Below are 16216 nucleotides of genomic sequence, written 5' to 3'. Positions count from 1 at the left end.
CGTGATATTTGCTGAGTTATTCGGTACTGTTGCGCAAATTTACCGTTCCACCTGGTGAATCGGCCGGTATCGCGCGGGCTTGGCATGCCGGAAACGGTGTTGCTGGCGCCATTCCGGTTTTAGTCGGGGATGGCCTTGACTGCTATCGTCGCTTGCTTATGCCTGAGATGGATCGTCGCAGCATGATGTTGATGGCGGGTATCGGCGCCCTGGCGGCCGCGATCCCGATTCCGGAAGCCGGAGCCGACCCGTCCCGGCGCGCGGAACCTCCCGCCGCGCCATCGCCATCGGGAAACTACGTCTTCCAGGACGAGTTCGATGGTCCTGCCGGCTCCGCTCCGGACGCCTCGAAGTGGACGGTGGCGCGGGCACGCGAAACGATGAAGGACCCGACGTACTGGGAGCGTCCCGAGAATGTCGGCCAGTACCGCGACGACCGGCAGAACGTGTTTTTGGACGGGAATTCCAACCTGGTCCTCCGCGCGGCAAAGGACGGCGGCACCTTTTACGGCGGCAAGCTGCAGAGCCCGTGGCGGGGCGGCATCGGCCACACGTGGGAGGCGCGGGTGAAACTGGATTGCCTCACCGCCGGTTGTTGGCCCGCCTGGTGGTTGGGCAACGATGACCGCGGCGAGATCGACATCCTCGAGTGGTACGGCAACGGAAGCTGGCCGGCGGCAACCACGGTCCACGCCAAATCGAACGGCTCGGAGTGGAAAACCCACAACCTCGCGCTCGATAGCGCGTGGCACACCTGGCGGTGCCAGTGGGATGACGCCGGAATGCGCTTCTGGCGGGACTATGCCGACGGAGCGGAGCCGTACTTCACCGTGGCGGCCAACTCGCTGGCGGACTGGCCGTTCAATGACCCGGGATACACCGTGTTTCCGGTGTTGAACCTCGCGGTTGCCGGCTCCGGCGGAGGCGACCCCGGGTCGGGAACCTATCCCGCGCAGATGCTCGTGGACTACGTCCGCGTCTGGTGAGGCCGGCGCCCCGGACACCGACGTCATCGCCCGGCGCCGCGCCGCCGTCGTCGAGGCGGCCCGTATTGTCAAACCCGTTGGGCATTCCTGACTTTGCGGAGGGACGCGATGGCGTGCTGCCAGTATCCAGTCGCGGCGAAGGGCTGCGACGGCGCCTTTACCGTCGATTCCTCGCGCATCACCTTCGGGCGTGGCTGCCTGGCCGAGGTCGGCGACAGGGCCGGCGCCCTCGGGTTAGGCAGGGTGGCGTTGTTCTCCGACGCCCGAGTCGCCCATCTGCCGGTCTTTGACAAGACGCGCGATTCGCTGCTCGCGGCCGGGCTTGACGTCATCACCTACACCGACGTGCACGTAGAGCCCACCGACGCGTCGTTCCTGGACGCGGCGCGTTTCGCCCACGAGGTCGACCCCGACGGCTATGTGTCTCTGGGCGGCGGCTCGGTCATCGACACCTGCAAGGCCGCTAACCTCTACGCCACCTACCCCGCCGATTTCGCAACCTACGTCAACGCGCCCGTGGGTCAGGCCAAACCCGTACCCGGCCCACTCAAGCCACACATCGCCTGCCCCACTACGGCGGGCACCGGCAGTGAGGTCACCGGCATCACGATCTTCGACTTCCTGTCGCTGGAGGCGAAGACCGGCATCGCGTCACCCGCGCTGCGTCCCACCGAAGCCCTCGTCGACCCCGACTGCACCGCGACCTTACCCCCCGAGGTCGTCGCCTCGGCGGGGCTCGATGTGCTGTCCCACGCGTTGGAGTCCTACACCGCCCGGCCCTACGTCGGCCGGGCCGCTCCCCAACGTGCCAGCCAGCGGCCGATGAGCCAGGGTGCCAACCCGTGGAGCGATCTGGGCTGCAGGGAGGCTCTGCGCCTGTTGGGGCAGTTCCTGGAGCGAGCGGTGCACGATGCCACCGACGGCGCGGCCCGGGAGCAGATGATGTGGGCCGCCACGCTGGCGGGCATCGCCTTCGGCAACGCCGGCGTGCACGCGCCGCACGGAATGGCGTACGCGGTGGCCGGGTTGGTACGGGACTTCCGGCCCGCGGGTTACCCCGCCGCCGAACCACTTGTGCCGCATGGCATGGCCGTAATTGTCAACGCACCGGCGGTGTTTCGGTTCACCGCGGAGGTGAGCCCGGAGCGTCACCTGGAGGCCGCCCGGCTGCTGGGTGCCGACACGCGAGACGCCGCATCGGAGGATGCGGGCGAGGTACTCGCGAGGGAACTCATCCGGATCATGCGTGCGGTCGGCATGCCCAACGGGTTGGGCGGTGTCGGCTACACCGAAGATGACGTGCGGGCCCTCACCGAGGGTGCTTACGCGCAGCAGCGCCTGCTGCAGAACGCCCCGCGCGAGATGACCAAACCCGTTCTGACGGAGTTGTTTCGAAACGCCGTCGGTTACTGGTAGTTGCGCGAATGCCAGGTTGGGCTCGAAGCACTACAGTGAGGCCATGCGCGACGGCCGAGCCAGGACGGCGCTGGCCCTATGCGCCGGCGCGGCCGTGCTCACCTCGGTGATCGGCTTCAGCGCCACGCCGTCGCCAACCGGTGCACCGATAGCGTCGACCCCGCCGTCCAGCGTGGCGCCTGCGCCGGATCCCGGTGACCCCCGCGGTGGAGGTGGCGCCCTGCCGGTGCGTCCCGCCGGTGGAGGCGCGTGCATCGTCGGCCTCAACTGCGGCTGCATTCCCCGGCTCACCTGCCCCAGCCCGCATCCCCGTGCGGGGGGTGCCAACGGCGCTAGCCACGCGCCCGGGCCACCGGCGCCCTAACGCATCAACCCGGAACAATGCGATGCGGTCCCGCTGGCGTAGTGTCCCCATGGCATGGCCGATGCAATTCAGTTTGTCGACGCGAACGGGCTGAGGTTCGCGTATCTCAGCGAGGGCTCCGGGTCGCTGGTGCTTTTGCTGCACGGCTTCCCGGACACCGCGCATTCGTGGGACCACCTGCGTGCGCGAATCGCCGCCAAGGGGTACCGGGTCGTGAGCCCGTTCATGCGTGGGTATCACCCGAGTGGGATCCCCGACCGCGACGCCGATCAGGAGACCCTGGCGCGCGACCCGCTCGCGCTGATCGACGCGCTCGGCGCCAGTGACGCCGTCGTCGTCGGGCACGATTGGGGTGCCTCGGCCGCCTACGGCGCGGCTGCACTTGACCCCGATCGGGTCACGAAACTGTTCGTGATTGGCATTCCGCACCCCGCGGCCCTCAGGCCATCGCTGAAAAAGCTTTGGGGCGCACGTCATTTCGTGACTTACAAGTTTCCCGGGGCGCCGGATCGATTTGCGCGCAATGACTTTGCGGCGCTGCCCGCCATCTACAGAAGATGGTCTCCGGCGTGGAACCCCGATCCCAGTGAGTTCGACCCTGTGCGCGTGTGTTTTTCAAACCCGGCGAGCTTGAACGCGGCGTTCGGCTATTACCGCAAGCTATCCCCCGTCCCGTCCGCGTCGCTCAAGGCGCGGATCAAGGTCCCGACGGTCGCCTTCGCCGGACTCGACGATCCTGTTGTCCAGCCCTCGGACTATCGTGGTGCCGCGCGAATGTTCGAGGGCGAGTACACCGTTGAGGAAGTTCGCGGCGGGCACTTCATGCACCGGGAGCACCCGGACTCATTCGCCGACCGGCTACTGGGCTATCTGTGAGTCATCCGACCAGTTCGGGATGGAACGTCGCAGCCATCCGCCGCATTCCGTCGCGCCAGTCGACCGTCGTGCGGGTACCGATGAGTTCACGCAACCGGGTGACGTCGACGGGATTTGCGCGCAGTGCCTGTTCGCTTTCGTCGAAAACCGGCTCGCGGCCGACCAGCTCGCCTAGGTAGGTGCACCACTCCTGGATGCTGATGATCTGGTCGCCGGCCCAGTTGACGGTGGTCGCCGGCACCGATGCGACCTCGAGCAGCTTCGGGATGGTTGCGATGATGTCGTCCTCGTGGATCGGGTTGTAGCGGGCCGGTCCGCCCGGCGGGACCGGGATCGGGATCCCAGACAGGATCATCTCCAGGTGGTAGTACGGCCACCCGCCGTTGTCGCCGTAGGGGACGTTGAGGCGGGCGATGGTGGTGGGCATCTCGAGCACGCGCGACATCGAGCGAGCGACGGACTCGCCCGCGATCTTGGCGATGGAATAGGTGGGAAGCAAGGACTTATGGTTGTCGCCCAGAGCGTCACGTTCGGTCCGGAGTTCGTCGCCGGGCGGGTCGTAGACGGCCGCCGAGGAGCAGTGCAGGAAGGCTTTTGCGGTGCGGCAATGGGCCATGAGGACGCCGACCGATTCCGCGTTAGCTGCCAGGTCCTTGTCCCATTTACCGCTCTTGGCCACGGCCAGGTTGAGGATGTAGTCGAAGTCGGCCGGGATCCCGGTGAAGTCTCCAGCGGCCAGGTTGACCGTTTGGCATCGGACGCCGGCCTTTTCGAGTCCTTCGCGCGCGGCGGCGTTGGTGAAGCGGGCGATGCCCCACACCTCGTTGTCGGCCGCCAGTGCCTGGGCGACGGGTGCGGCGACCTGGCCGGTCGCACCGGTAATCAGGATTTTTGCGCCACGCATCCGCTGATCGTATGCGATCGATGTACCCGGGCCGCTCAGGCGGTGAGGCCGCCGAGGCGGCGTGCGAACGTCAACCACTCGTGATCACCCATGTGCGCTGACGCGCAGGCCGAGAGATTTGAAAGCGTCGCTGGTTTTGAGTGCGGTCGGGCATCCTGCGTACCGTGGACCCGTGCGCTGGATCGTCGACGGCATGAATGTGATCGGTAGTCGCCCGGATGGCTGGTGGAAGGACCGGCACGGCGCGATGATCGCCCTGGTGGAAAAACTTGACCGGTGGGCCCGCGCGGAGGGCTGTTGTGAGAAACGAGACGTGACGGTGGTATTCGAACGTCCCCCCTCAATTCCCATCGGCTCCACGGTGATTCGGGTGGCGCATGCGCCCAGGGCGGCGGCCGATTCCGCTGACGACGAGATCGTCCGGATCGTCCAGACCGACCCGCAACCGGCGGAAATCCACGTCGTGACCTCGGACAAGGCGCTGACCTACCGACTGCAAAGGATCGGGGCGTCCGTCCACAGGGCGGAAGGGTTCCGTGACCTGATCGACCCGCGCGGCAGCAAAACCGGCGAACGACATGGCAATTGACGGCAACAACCGGTTGTGTGCGCTGGCGCCGGTGACCCACATCGGCTTGTCTTCCTTGCCGCCGGTGGCGACGATCGGCACGTCGGCGCGGAGACTATTTTCTCTGCGCCGCAAGAGAATTGATTGCCGTCATCCATGCCGCGTTGTCGACCACGAAGAAGGCGACCTCCCCGGCGAGTAGCTGGACGACCAGATGCGTTTTGCCGCCGACGACGGCGCTTTTGAAGACCTTCGCCTCGCGGACGCCCCGGATTTCGGAGACGGGTATTTCGATCGATTTACCCGTGACGGTGAGGAAAACCAACCGGCGTCGACTGAGCGCGATCACGCCGTTGTTGCCGGCAGCTGGGTAGTTGGGCGCCGACGCGCCCCGATACCGCGCCTTCTCCGGCGCACGAAGCACCGTCTCGCCTTGGAGGCCGGCGGTAAGTGTTGCCAGGGCTGCGCGATACTTGCGCCGAAGCCAGACAATAATCGGGATCCAGACCAGGGCCTGCAGCGCGGCGATGCCCAACACGAGCAGCAGAACAAACTCGGCCGTTTTCATGGCCTGGCTCGGACGGCGTTGCTGCCGAGTGCACTGTCGATGCTGCGGTCCATTCGCGGTTCTCCTGCGCGTCCAAGAGGTTGGAATCGTCAGGGTAACGCAGCGCAAACCGGTGGTCCGGTTTGCCCATCGGTGTCGTCTTATTCGATCGGTTCGTCACCAAGAACCGTGGTGCGCAGCATCTCACGTCGTGAGCCCGGATCGTAGGGCGCCGCCCGGTGCAGCACCCCGCGGTTGTCCCAGATGACGGTGTCGCCGACCGACCAGCGGTGGCTGTACACCCGGTCGCGCACCGTGGCGCGGTCGAGCAACTCGTCCAACAGGGCGCGACCCTCGTCGAGATCCATTCCGACGACATAGTCGGCCGACGCGCCCAACACCAGCGACTTGCGGCCGCTGCGGTGCGTCCACACCAACGGATGCACGTGGTTGCGTCGGGATCGCCACCGCGCCAACAACTCTGGACTCGGATCCGGGTGGACGCGCCGTTGCGAGGCTTCCAGCGAATGCACCACGCGCAGCGAGCCGAAGCGCTGTTTCTCTGCCGCCGTCAGCGCGTCGTAGGCCGCATACGAGTTGGCGAATTCTGTTTGGCCGCCCCACTCGGCCACCTGGACCGCCGACAGAACGGTGGCTTTTTGCGGGCACTCCTCCCCCAGCGGCGTGCATCCGTCGATGTGCCAGTCAAACGTGGCCTTCAGGTAGTCCGCCGAGGAGTTCTTTGCCGGATTCAGACTGATGGGGTAAATCCCGGGCACAGGGTGGTGACCGTCTGACGAGTGATCGACCTCGCCGAGTCGCTGACAAAATGCGACCTGGGCCGCCGGATCGAGTTGCAGACCGCGGAACACCAGAACACCGCTGGCCTCCAGGGCGTCCAGGACGGCCTCTCCGATCGAGTCCTCGGCGGCGATGTCGGCCAGGTCAAGGCCGCAGACCTCGGCGCCGACCGACTCGGTGAGGTTGGTGATGGTGAGCGGACTCATGCTCGGTCCTTCCTAGAAGATCGGACTGCCGCAAACGCGTTGACGGTTCAGGGAATCGGTTCGTCAGTACGGATCATCACCGCGTCGGCGGCGTTGACCGGCACGGGTTGATGCATGACCTCGACGGCCATGGCGACCATGATCAGCGAATAGATCAGGTAAAGCAGGTTGAGTGCATCGTCGGGCAGATCGTCCAGGGTGAACTTGTCGCAGTACTCGATGGCCTCTTCGAGCCGCGGGAAGAATGCGTCGTAGAAATCCTGCATCTGCGGCATGGTGCTGGACATCCGGGCGTTCCAGCGTTCGGTTTCGGTGGCCAGGCACCAGGTCCGGGCGTAACTCTCCAGTTCGGCGAATGCGCTGGGCAGCAAGGCATCTGACATGGTCACACTCCTGCCGGCAGCTTTTCGCGACGGGAGCCCTGATATTCACTGACCCAGTCGACGACGACCTTGTGCAGGTGGCGCACCAGGATTTCCTGGTCGCTGAGCGGAAACTCGTCGACGATGCCGTACTCCAGCGCGGCCTGCGTCCCGCCGAGCATGCCCGCGTCCTGCAGCGCAAATTCCTTGAGCACCACGGCGGCCACTTCATGTTCGATGCGCTCTCGCACGCTGCGGGCGGGGTGGTAGTAGGTGTAGGCCTCGAAGCGGTGGGTGTTGTACGACGTGGGCCAGTAGCGGTACAGCAGATACCAACCGCCGTAGATGAGGATCTCGGTGTTGGGGAAGATCTGGAAGTTGCTGATCCCCCATGGCTCGATGCCACCGGGGTTGAGTCCGGGCGGGAGTTCCCCGATGTCGGGGGTGCGCCACGGGCCGACCAGACCGCTTCGGGTGGCGCGCTCGATCGGGTACATGTACTCCGGTGCAAGCAGCCAGCGGCGACGCCCCGCGGTCGACACCAGCCGGTGCGGGCCGTCGAGTTGGAAATGGCCGCAAGTGAATCCGGCGTTGGGGTCACGCACCTCCGGTGGCACCTGTTGTGGATGCAGCGACGGCACGTGGTAGTACTCCTGGAACGCGTCGGCGAAAATCTTCCAGTTGCTGTTGTTGTGCGCGACCCATTCGTAGCGTTCCGTCAGTTTGTTGAACGGGTAGCCGTCCAGACCGGTGACCATGGGGCCCAGAAACTCGCGCAGACCCTGGCGCGGTTCGGCATCGAGGTTGATGAAGACGAAGCCGTTCCAGACGTCGCAGTGCACCGGGCTCAAGCCGTAGTCGGCCATGTCCAGGTCGAAGAACTCGGACTGCTGCTGCACGAACTTCAGTGCGCCGTCGAGGTCGTAGCGCCACCCGTGGTACTTACAGGTGAACTGCCGACAGGTGCCGCGGGTCGCTTCGCCGGGAAAGTCGTTCCACACCAGCTTGTTTCCGCGATGACGGCAGACGTTGTAAAAGGCGCGGATGCGATCGTCGCGACCCCTGACCAGGATGACCGAGACGCGGGCGACCTCGATCTCCTTGGTGACGTAACTGCCTACGCGGGGTAACTCCTCGACGCGGGCGACATTGAGCCAGGCTCGTTTGAAGACCGCTTCGCGTTCGAGTTCGTAGAACTCCGGGGACGTGGAGTCCCGGAACGACACTGGGCCGGTTCCCAGGTCGGAATAGTGTTCTGTCCAGGACCCCTCGGTGGGCCTTCCTGATCGCGTCACCTGAACCTCCCCTTCGGCGAGATCGTCATAGCACTGCTCCACCGTTGACACCCAAGACCTGGCCCGTGATGAACCTGGCCTCTTCCGAACACAAGAATCCGACCGCCGCGGCGATATCGGCGCCGGTGCCCAGATAACCCACCGGGATATTGCTGGCGATCTGCTCATTCGAGGGCAGGTATCCGGCGGCTTGTGACTGGTGCTGCATCGGCGTCTCGATACCCGACGGCGGGATGGTGTTGACCGTGATCCCGCGGGCCGCGTACTCGCGCGCCAGCGACTTGGTCAGGGTGAGCACCGCGCCTTTGCTCGCCGCGTAGTGGGCCGCGAACGGTGACCCGCGTTGGGCGCTCGAGGACGAAATCATCACGATGCGACCCCATTCCGCGGCCAACATGTCCGGCAGGGCGGCCTGACAGCAATGGAAGGTGCCCGTCAGGTTGACGTCGATGATGCGCGACCACGCCTCGGTTGTGATCTCCATGAACGCCGAGTAACCGAACAAACCGGCGCTGGTCACCAGGACGGAGACCGGACCAAGCTCGGTCCGCACCTTTGCGAACGCCTCCTCGACGGCGGGGCGGTTGGTGACGTCGGCGCCGACGCCGACGGCGGCTACCCCGCTGGCGCGCAGCTCCTCGCTGACGCGTTGCGCCGCTTGCTCATTGATGTCGAGAACCGCGACCTTGTGCCCGCGCCGGCCCAGCTCGCGGCAGCTGGCCGCACCGATGCCCGATGCGCCGCCGGTCACCACGGCCACCCTGTTCGTTGTCATTCGTAAACCACCCGAACCGTGGGACTGGTCGGCAGCGCCTGGCAGGTCAAGATCCAGCCCTCGGCTACCTCGTCGTCCTCGAGCGCGTCGTTGTTGAGCATCCGCGCGCTACCCTCGGTCAGCCGCCCCATACACGTTCCACACGAACCGATTTCGCACGACGATGGTGGGTACAAACCCGCCATGCGGGCCGTCTGCAGCACCGTGTCGCCGGGGTAGTAGGTCACTGACATCGCGCGTCCATTCAGCTCGATCGTCACTTTTTCGGTGGCCCCGGCTTCGGCATCGGGCGGCGAGGCAACGGCGTGAGGCCGAGCAGACGCAAACGCACCGAAAACCACGGCGTTTCGGGTGCGTTTGCGTCTGCTCGCCATGGGACGGTCACCCGTCGACATGGTCGTTGAACAGCTCGTGACCGGTGCCCTTCTCGACCACGCGGCCGAGCAATTCGCGCAGGGTCTCCTGCTCTTCGGTGCTGAGCACACCGAACACCTGCTGGTGCGCCTCAATTGCGTCATTGACCACAGTCCCCGCGACCTTGCGCCCTTCGTCGGTGAGGTAGGCCTGCAGGATGCGCCCATGTTGCGGGTCCTGTTTTCTCTCCACCAGGCCGCGGCGTTGCAGCGAGGTCAGCGCGAGCTGAACCCCTTGGGGGCTGATCAGCAGCCGTCGGGCCAGTTCGGCGCCGGACAGGCCGGGTTCGTTGGCGAGCTGGCGTAACACACCGATCTGCGCCGTGCTGACGCCGTGGACCCTCATCGCGTCGTTGATGGTGGTCAGCGAGTAGTAGAAGGCCTGCTTGAGTAGCCACAGGATGTTGTCGGTGAGTTCCATGCCCGCCTCCGCCACTATTCGGCGCTATCGCGTGTCTTATAAATCTGTCCGCCCTTCATGACGAACGAGATGTCGAGCGTCGTGCCGATGTCCCGCGACGGATCCCCGGGCACGGCGACGATGTCGGCGAGGTAACCGGGGGCAAGGCGGCCGAGTTCGTCGTCGGCGTCGACGAGTTCGGCGGCCACCACGGTGGCGGCGCGGATCGCCTGCATGGGTGTCATGCCGCGGTCGACCAGCGCCACCAGCTCGTCGGCGTTCCGGCCGTGCGGGATGGCCGGCGCATCGGTGCCGCACGCGATGCGCACCCCTGCGGCAATTGCCTTGGGCAGCATGGCCTTTGCCCGCGGGAACACCGCTTCGGCCTTCTTGCGCAGTTCCGGCGCGATCCGATCGATCGCCATCGCCTCGGTCAGGTAGGTGGTGGAGACCAGGAAGGTGTCGTGGTCGACCATCATCTGGATCGTCTCGTCACTGGCCAGAAAGCCGTGTTCGATGCAGTCGATACCGGCCCGGATGCACGCCTGGATCGCGGTATCCCCGATCGCATGCGCAGCCACCCGCACGCCGGCCCGGTGCGCTTCGTCGGCGATCGCCGCGAACTCGGCGTCGGAATACTGCTGGGAGCCCGGAGCGGTGCTGTGCGACATGACGCCGCCGGAGGCCGACACCTTGATCAGCTTGGCACCGTGGCGAATCTGGTAGCGCACGCACGCGATCACGTCGGGCACGCCGTTGGCGATGCCCTCGGCGACCGACAGCGGCATGATCCCCGGCGCCAACCGCTGGAAGACCGTGGGGTCCAGGTGGCCGCCGTACGGGGTGACGGCATGCCCGGCCGGATAAATGCGCGGCCCAATGTGCCAGCCGTGCTCGATGGCCCGCTGCAACGCGACATCGAGCAGGTATCCACCGGTCTTGACCATGAGCCCGAGGTTGCGCACGGTGGTGAACCCGGCTTCCAGCGTGGTGCGCGCGTTGACCGCGGCCCGCAGGGTGCGATAGGGCGGATCGTCCTGGACACCGTGCATGGGCGCCGGCAGGCCGGCGGGTCCTCCCGGGCCGCCGATGAACAGGTTGAGCTCCATGTCCATCAGACCCGGCAGCAGGGTGACGTCCCCCAGGTCGATCACCGTGGCAGAATCCGGCGGCCAATCCGGCCCTGCCTCCTCGGGATTGACGGCGGTGATGCGCTCGCCGTCGACAACCACCAGCGCGGGCGAGCGCACCTCACCGGCGTCGACGTCGGCCCAGCGGGCCGCCCGCAAGACGATCGAGCTCACGGAACTGGCTCGGACACGCAGTCCAAGGTGGATGCGCCGGAGTCGGGCACCCGGGGCTGCTTCCAGCACTCCACCGGAAACGACACCATGATCATCGAATACAGCAGATGCAGGAGGTTCAGGACGTCGTCGGGCAGCTCGTCGAGGGGGAACTTGTCGCAGTAGGCCAAGGCCTCCTCGGCCCGCGGGGTGATCGCGTCGTAAAACGCCTTCATCTCGACCATCGTGCTCGCCAGGCGCTTGGCGTAGCGCTCGGGCTCGGAGCCCAGACACCATTGCGTGAACGGCTCGAGGTCGGCGAATTCGGTTGGCAGCATTGGGGACACGCGCTCACACCCTCGCCGCGACGCGCTGCTGGTAGTCCTCGATCCAGGCCGCGGTCTCCTTGTGCAAATGCCGGATAAGGACCTCCTGGTCGCACAGTACGAACCGATCGAGCACCCGGGATTCGATCATTGACTGGGTGGCTTCGAGGGTGTTGGCGTCCTGCAGCCCGTACTCCTTGAACGACACGGCCGCCAGTTCCTGGGCGATGCGCTCGCGCGCCGTCCGCGGTTGCGGGAAGTAGAGCGTGCCCTCGAAGACGTGGCTGTTATGCGACGTCGGCCAGTAGTGGTAGGTCAGATACCAGCCCTGGCCCCAGAACAACATCACGAAGTTCGGGAACAGCTGGAACGAATCCAGGCCCCACGGATCGCATTTGGCGGGGTTCAGCCCCGCGGGCATCTCCCCCAATTCAGGTTTGTCCCAGGGGCCGAACAGGCCGCTGCGGCAGATATCGTCGATCGGCTTGCGCATCTCATCGGCCATCTCCCAGGCCCGCACGCCCGACGTGCTGACCAGTCGGTGCGGGCCTTCCACCCGGTAGTGTGGCGCCTCGAAGCCAGCCTCGGCGGCCGCCTTGGAATAGGCCGTCGGCGACTGGTTCGCATGCAACACGGGGGCGTGATAGAACTCCTGGAACGCGTCCAGGTAGAGCTTCCAGTTCGCCTTGACCTCCGAGCGGTAATAGAAGCGCGAGGTCAGCTGGTCGAACGGGTAGCCCTCCAGGTCGGTGATCATCGGCCCGAGAAACTCCCGCAACGACTGTTCGGGGGCCTTGGCGAGGTTGACGAAGATGAAGCCTTCCCAGACATCGCAATGCACGGACACCAGCCCGTAGCGGCTCTTGTCGAGGTCGAAGAACTCCTCCTCTTGCTGCACGAACCTCAGGTTGCCGTCCAGGTCGTAACGCCAGCCGTGGTACTTGCAGGTGAACTGGCGGCACACGCCGCTGGTCTCCTCGAGCGGCATGTCGTGCCAGACCAACTTGTTGCCGCGGTGGCGGCAGATGTTGTGGTAGGCCTTGATCTCCCCGGATGTCGTGCGCACCAAGATAATCGAGGTGTTGGCGACCTTCAGCTCCTTGGTGAAGTAGCTGCCTTTGCGCGGAAGTTGTTCCACCCGACCGACATTGAGCCAGGCCCGCTTGAAGATCGCCTCGCGCTCGAGGCCGTAGATCTCGGGGCTGATTGAGTCCTCGTAGGACACCGGCCCGGTGCCCAGTTCGGGGTAATGCTGTGTCCAGCTGCCCTCGGGCGGCTTGGGAAATCGAGCCATCATCGCTCCTGTCTCACTCGGAGGCGACGGTATATGCTCGACGCGATAATCACAAGTAGTTGATATTAGTCCGGTAGGAGGATTTGTGACGGGTCAAGCCGGTGTCTTCGAAGTCGTCTCGCCGCACACCGAGGAATCCATTGCCCAGATCGCCGCGGCCGGGCCGACCGACGTCGGCGCGGCCGTGAGCGCCGCGCGCGCCGCGTTCGACTTTGGGCCCTGGGGTCGGTTGGAGTCAACGGAGCGGATCGCGACCGTCCGCCGCCTCGCCGACGTGTACGACCGGCGGCGCGCTGAGATGGCGCAAACCATCTCCGCGGAGATGGGGGCGCCGATTACCTTCGCCCAACGCGCCCAGGTCGGCTTGCCCGCCATGATGATTCGTGCGTTTTGCGAACTGGCTGAAAGGCATGCGTGGCAAGAGACCCGAACCGGGTTCTTCGGGGCCGACGTGCATGTCCGCAAGGAAGCGGTCGGTGTGGTCGCCGCGATCGTGCCGTGGAACATGCCGCAGTTTCTGATCGTCACCAAACTGGTGCCCGCACTGCTGGCGGGCTGCACGGTCGTGCTCAAGCCCGCGCCCGAATCACCGCTGGACGCAATGCTTTTGGCTGAGATGCTGGACGAGATCGAGCTGCCGTCGGGTGTGGTGAGCGTGTTGCCGGGCGGCGGCGACGTGGGCGAGCTCCTGGTCGGGCATCCCGGTGTCGACAAGGTGTCGTTCACCGGATCGACCGCGGCGGGCCGGGCGGTCGCAACGGCCTGCGCGGCCAACCTCACCAAGGTCAGTCTCGAACTCGGGGGCAAGTCCGCCGCCATCGTCCTCGATGATGCCCCGCCCGAGAACGTTGCCGCCGGCGTCCGCTCTGCCAGCCTGTCCAACAGCGGCCAGATCTGCAACGCGCTAACCCGCGTCCTGGTGCCGGAACGACGGCACGACGAGTACGTCGATGCGCTGGCCGCCGAGATGACCGGCCTCCGCGTCGGCGATCCCGCCGATCCCAAAACCCAGCTGGGCCCGCTGGTCTCGCGTCGCCAACAACACCGCGTCCGCGACTACATCCGGGTCGGTGAACAGGAAGGCGCCCGGTTGGTCATCGGGGGTGCCGAATCCCCCGAGGGCCTCGAACGCGGCTGGTACGTGCGACCCACGCTGTTCGCCGGTGCGGACAACACGATGCGCATCGCGCGCGAAGAGATCTTCGGACCCGTCATCACCGTCATCCCGTATCGCGACGAGGACGGCGCCGTGGCGATTGCCAACGACTCCGACTACGGGCTGGCCGGCTCGGTGTGGACCGCGGACACCGAGCGGGGCCTGGCGATCGCGGCGCGCGTCCGCACCGGCACCTTCGGGGTCAACCAGGGCTACACCATGGACCCGTTCGCCCCGTTCGGCGGTGTCAAGTGCAGCGGTTACGGGCGTGAGCTGGGCCCTGAGGGCATGGACGGTTTCCTGGACGCGAAATCCATCGCGGTCGCACCCGGTGGCTGAAAGCGGTTGTGCAGCAAGGGATCATATTCACGGAAATTTGATTGCTGAGACGTACATTTCGACAGCAGGACGATACAGGTCGACGTCGTCAAGTTGGCTGACGAGCACGACGGCGTCCGTCGTGGCAATGAGCAGCTGCGCAAAAGTCATGGCAGGCATCAGCAGCGTGCCTCCGAGCCGGTCCACCCCCTCGACGATGTACTTCGCAAAAGACTTGGCGACCTGTTGCCGTTTCTCTGCCACCCGCTCTTGCGCCCGGGGATTGCGCAGCAGGTACAGCGTGAACTCGTGGCCCAGCGCGGCGTGCTGGGCGCCGCGGTCTTTGCTCAGTTCACGCCAGCGTTCCGCGATGTTGTCGCGTTCCTGGGCCCCTATCTGCGTTGCGGTCGACATGACTTCGGCAAAGTTGTCGAAGTAGCGGCGGAAGTATCGATCGCTGACGGCTAAGAAAAGATCTTCCTTGGCAAGGAAGTGCTTATAGATCGCACCTTTGGTGTAGCCCGCCGCATGAGCGATGTCGTCGAGAGAGGCCGCCATGAAGCCTTTTTCGGCAAACACTTCCTCGGCGGCGTCGAGCAGAAGCGACCGAGTGTGCTCGAGACGTCGCTCACGGGTCCAGCGCTCTGGCATCCGGACATTGTCCCATGGTATGCAAGAGTCTATTGAGATTCTCAGATACTGAGCAGTATATTAATGCGCGGGGTCCGGGGCCGAGAGGGAGGGGCAGCGGCATGACCGAGCTATCGGGCAAGAGGAATGCGCCTGGCGTGACCGCGTCGCTGGGCGGAGCGGCCACGCTGGGTGCTCAGGCGCCGTCCCCGGTCAAGGCTGTCCGGATCTGGGCCGTCATCGGCGGCGCAATTTTGGCATTCCAGCTGTACGTCTGGATCCGGTGGATCACCGGGCCCTATTTCGTGCGGGTGCCCGCTGGGCCGAGCGATCCGCCGCTGTTTATGAAGGCCATCCTGATCACCTGGACGACGGTCATCGTTGCGGGCCTTCCGGTCGGCATCTACTACTTCATCGTCAGGCCCTGGCGTCGCGAACGGCGGATCACGACCGACGGCATGCTGCTGGTGGCCTGCGGTCTGCTGTTCTTCCAGGATCCGCTGCTCAACTATTTCAACACGTGGAGCACGTACAACACCTGGATGTTCAACCGAGGCTCATGGGTGCAGGACATTCCGGGGTGGCAGTCCTTTGGGGAGCCGGGCCGCATGATGGCGGAACCACTCTTGATGAATGCCCCGGGTTACTCGTACGGAGTTCTACTGTGCACGATCCTTGGATGTTGGGTCATGCGCCGAGCCAAATCGCGATGGCCGAACATCAGCAACGTTGGCTTGATCGGCGTTTTGATCGGGTGGACGTTTTTCTTCGATCTGGTCATCGAAGGCATGTTTTTGATGCCGATGGGACTTTTCACCTACCCGGGCGCAATCAGGGCCCTGTCGATCAATGCCGGCACCTACTACCAATGGCCGCTTTACGAGGGACTCATGTGGGGTGGTGTCCAGGCGGGCCTGTGCGCCCTGCGCTATTTCACCGACGATCGTGGCCAGACGTTCGTCGAACGGGGCCTGGAACGAATCCAGGGGGGACTTGCGAAGCAACAATTCACCCGGTTTCTCGCGATTTTCGGGGCCTGCAGCACGTTTTTCTTCGTGTTCTACAACATCCCCGCGCAGTGGCTGGCCATGCACCAGGATCCGTGGCCGGCCGACATCCTGAAGCGCTCGTACTTCCTCATGGGTATCTGCGGTGACGGAACGGATCGGCTCTGCCCGGATCCCGCAGTTCCGGTTCCCGGCAAGAACTCCGGTTACATCAACCCGGACGGCAAGCTGGTCCTTCCGGATGGGGTGAAGCTTCCGACAATAGTTCCGTTCGATCGCGGGAAGTGAG

18 protein-coding genes and 1 pseudogene are annotated in these 16216 nt (G+C 65.2%); 7 read left to right on the top strand and 12 right to left on the bottom strand.

The window, feature by feature from the left end; translation table 11 throughout:
* Positions 1–158: 158 nt before the first annotated feature.
* The 4 genes from JO236_RS01550 to JO236_RS01535 all read left to right on the top strand — a co-directional run bounded on the left by JO236_RS01550 (position 159) and on the right by JO236_RS01535 (position 3642).
* A complete protein-coding gene (locus tag JO236_RS01550) occupies positions 159–986 on the top strand; it encodes a glycoside hydrolase family 16 protein (protein ID WP_293323793.1) in 828 nt (275 codons plus the stop codon).
* 108 nt (positions 987–1094) lie between these two features.
* Positions 1095–2402: a hydroxyacid-oxoacid transhydrogenase gene (locus tag JO236_RS01545; RefSeq protein ID WP_293323790.1), complete on the top strand. Its 1308-nt coding sequence runs from the start codon at positions 1095–1097 to the stop codon at positions 2400–2402.
* Positions 2403–2445: 43 nt separating this feature from the next.
* Positions 2446–2766 carry a hypothetical protein gene (locus JO236_RS01540; RefSeq protein WP_293323788.1) on the top strand — a complete coding sequence of 107 codons (321 nt, stop codon included), beginning with the start codon at positions 2446–2448 and terminating at the stop codon, positions 2764–2766.
* Between the two features lie 54 nt (positions 2767–2820).
* Positions 2821–3642: an alpha/beta fold hydrolase gene (locus JO236_RS01535; RefSeq protein WP_293323785.1), complete on the top strand. Its 822-nt coding sequence runs from the start codon at positions 2821–2823 to the stop codon at positions 3640–3642.
* A 1-nt stretch (position 3643) separates the two neighbouring features.
* Here the strand turns inward: JO236_RS01535 and JO236_RS01530 are convergent, their stop codons facing one another.
* Positions 3644–4546: an NAD-dependent epimerase/dehydratase family protein gene (locus JO236_RS01530; RefSeq protein WP_293323782.1), complete on the bottom strand. Its 903-nt coding sequence runs from the start codon at positions 4544–4546 to the stop codon at positions 3644–3646.
* Between the two features lie 172 nt (positions 4547–4718).
* Between JO236_RS01530 and JO236_RS01525 the strand changes: the two genes are divergently transcribed.
* On the top strand, positions 4719–5135 hold the full coding sequence (locus tag JO236_RS01525) for an NYN domain-containing protein (protein WP_293323780.1): 417 nt from the start codon (positions 4719–4721) through the stop codon (positions 5133–5135).
* 94 nt (positions 5136–5229) lie between these two features.
* Here JO236_RS01525 and JO236_RS01520 read toward each other — a convergent pair whose 3' ends face one another.
* The 10 genes and pseudogenes from JO236_RS01520 to JO236_RS01475 form a co-directional block, all read right to left on the bottom strand.
* Positions 5230–5682: a hypothetical protein gene (locus JO236_RS01520; protein WP_293323777.1), complete on the bottom strand. Its 453-nt coding sequence runs from the start codon at positions 5680–5682 to the stop codon at positions 5230–5232.
* Between the two features lie 140 nt (positions 5683–5822).
* Positions 5823–6668 (bottom strand): TauD/TfdA dioxygenase family protein, encoded by an 846-nt coding sequence (locus JO236_RS01515; protein WP_293323774.1) that lies wholly within the window; start codon positions 6666–6668, stop codon positions 5823–5825.
* Positions 6669–6715: 47 nt separating this feature from the next.
* Positions 6716–7051 (bottom strand): hypothetical protein, encoded by a 336-nt coding sequence (locus JO236_RS01510; RefSeq protein WP_416362131.1) that lies wholly within the window; start codon positions 7049–7051, stop codon positions 6716–6718.
* Positions 7052–7053: 2 nt separating this feature from the next.
* Entirely contained in the window at positions 7054–8325 is a 1272-nt protein-coding gene (locus tag JO236_RS01505; protein ID WP_293323834.1) for an aromatic ring-hydroxylating oxygenase subunit alpha, read from the bottom strand.
* A 25-nt stretch (positions 8326–8350) separates the two neighbouring features.
* On the bottom strand, positions 8351–9100 hold the full coding sequence (locus JO236_RS01500) for an SDR family NAD(P)-dependent oxidoreductase (protein ID WP_293323768.1): 750 nt from the start codon (positions 9098–9100) through the stop codon (positions 8351–8353).
* Positions 9097–9360: pseudogene (locus JO236_RS01495) on the bottom strand (2Fe-2S iron-sulfur cluster-binding protein); the annotation flags it as partial. The pseudogene JO236_RS01495 and the gene JO236_RS01500, both read right to left, overlap by 4 nt.
* A 121-nt stretch (positions 9361–9481) precedes the next feature.
* The gene (locus JO236_RS01490) at positions 9482–9934 is read right to left on the bottom strand and encodes a MarR family winged helix-turn-helix transcriptional regulator (RefSeq protein ID WP_293323765.1); all 453 of its coding nucleotides are present in this window, start codon (positions 9932–9934) and stop codon (positions 9482–9484) included.
* Positions 9935–9948: 14 nt separating this feature from the next.
* Entirely contained in the window at positions 9949–11217 is a 1269-nt protein-coding gene (locus JO236_RS01485) for a metal-dependent hydrolase family protein (protein WP_293323762.1), read from the bottom strand.
* Complete coding sequence (locus tag JO236_RS01480; RefSeq protein WP_293323832.1) at positions 11214–11534, bottom strand: hypothetical protein; 321 nt, start codon at positions 11532–11534, stop codon at positions 11214–11216. The genes JO236_RS01485 and JO236_RS01480 overlap by 4 nt, the downstream gene beginning before the upstream one ends.
* 13 nt (positions 11535–11547) lie before the next feature.
* Positions 11548–12816, bottom strand: a complete 1269-nt coding sequence (locus JO236_RS01475; protein WP_293323759.1) for an aromatic ring-hydroxylating oxygenase subunit alpha — start codon at positions 12814–12816, stop codon at positions 11548–11550.
* A gap of 85 nt (positions 12817–12901) precedes the next feature.
* Between JO236_RS01475 and JO236_RS01470 the strand changes: the two genes are divergently transcribed.
* Entirely contained in the window at positions 12902–14311 is a 1410-nt protein-coding gene (locus tag JO236_RS01470; RefSeq protein ID WP_293323757.1) for an aldehyde dehydrogenase, read from the top strand.
* 27 nt (positions 14312–14338) lie between these two features.
* Here the strand turns inward: JO236_RS01470 and JO236_RS01465 are convergent, their stop codons facing one another.
* Positions 14339–14941, bottom strand: a complete 603-nt coding sequence (locus tag JO236_RS01465) for a TetR/AcrR family transcriptional regulator (protein ID WP_293323754.1) — start codon at positions 14939–14941, stop codon at positions 14339–14341.
* 101 nt (positions 14942–15042) lie between these two features.
* Between JO236_RS01465 and JO236_RS01460 the strand changes: the two genes are divergently transcribed.
* Complete coding sequence (locus JO236_RS01460; protein ID WP_293323751.1) at positions 15043–16215, top strand: spirocyclase AveC family protein; 1173 nt, start codon at positions 15043–15045, stop codon at positions 16213–16215.
* Position 16216 lies beyond the last annotated feature (1 nt).

This window comes from Mycobacterium sp. (assembly GCF_019247635.1).
Lineage (GTDB): Bacteria > Actinomycetota > Actinomycetes > Mycobacteriales > Mycobacteriaceae > Mycobacterium.
This window is presented reverse-complemented; position numbering and strand designations above follow the sequence as displayed.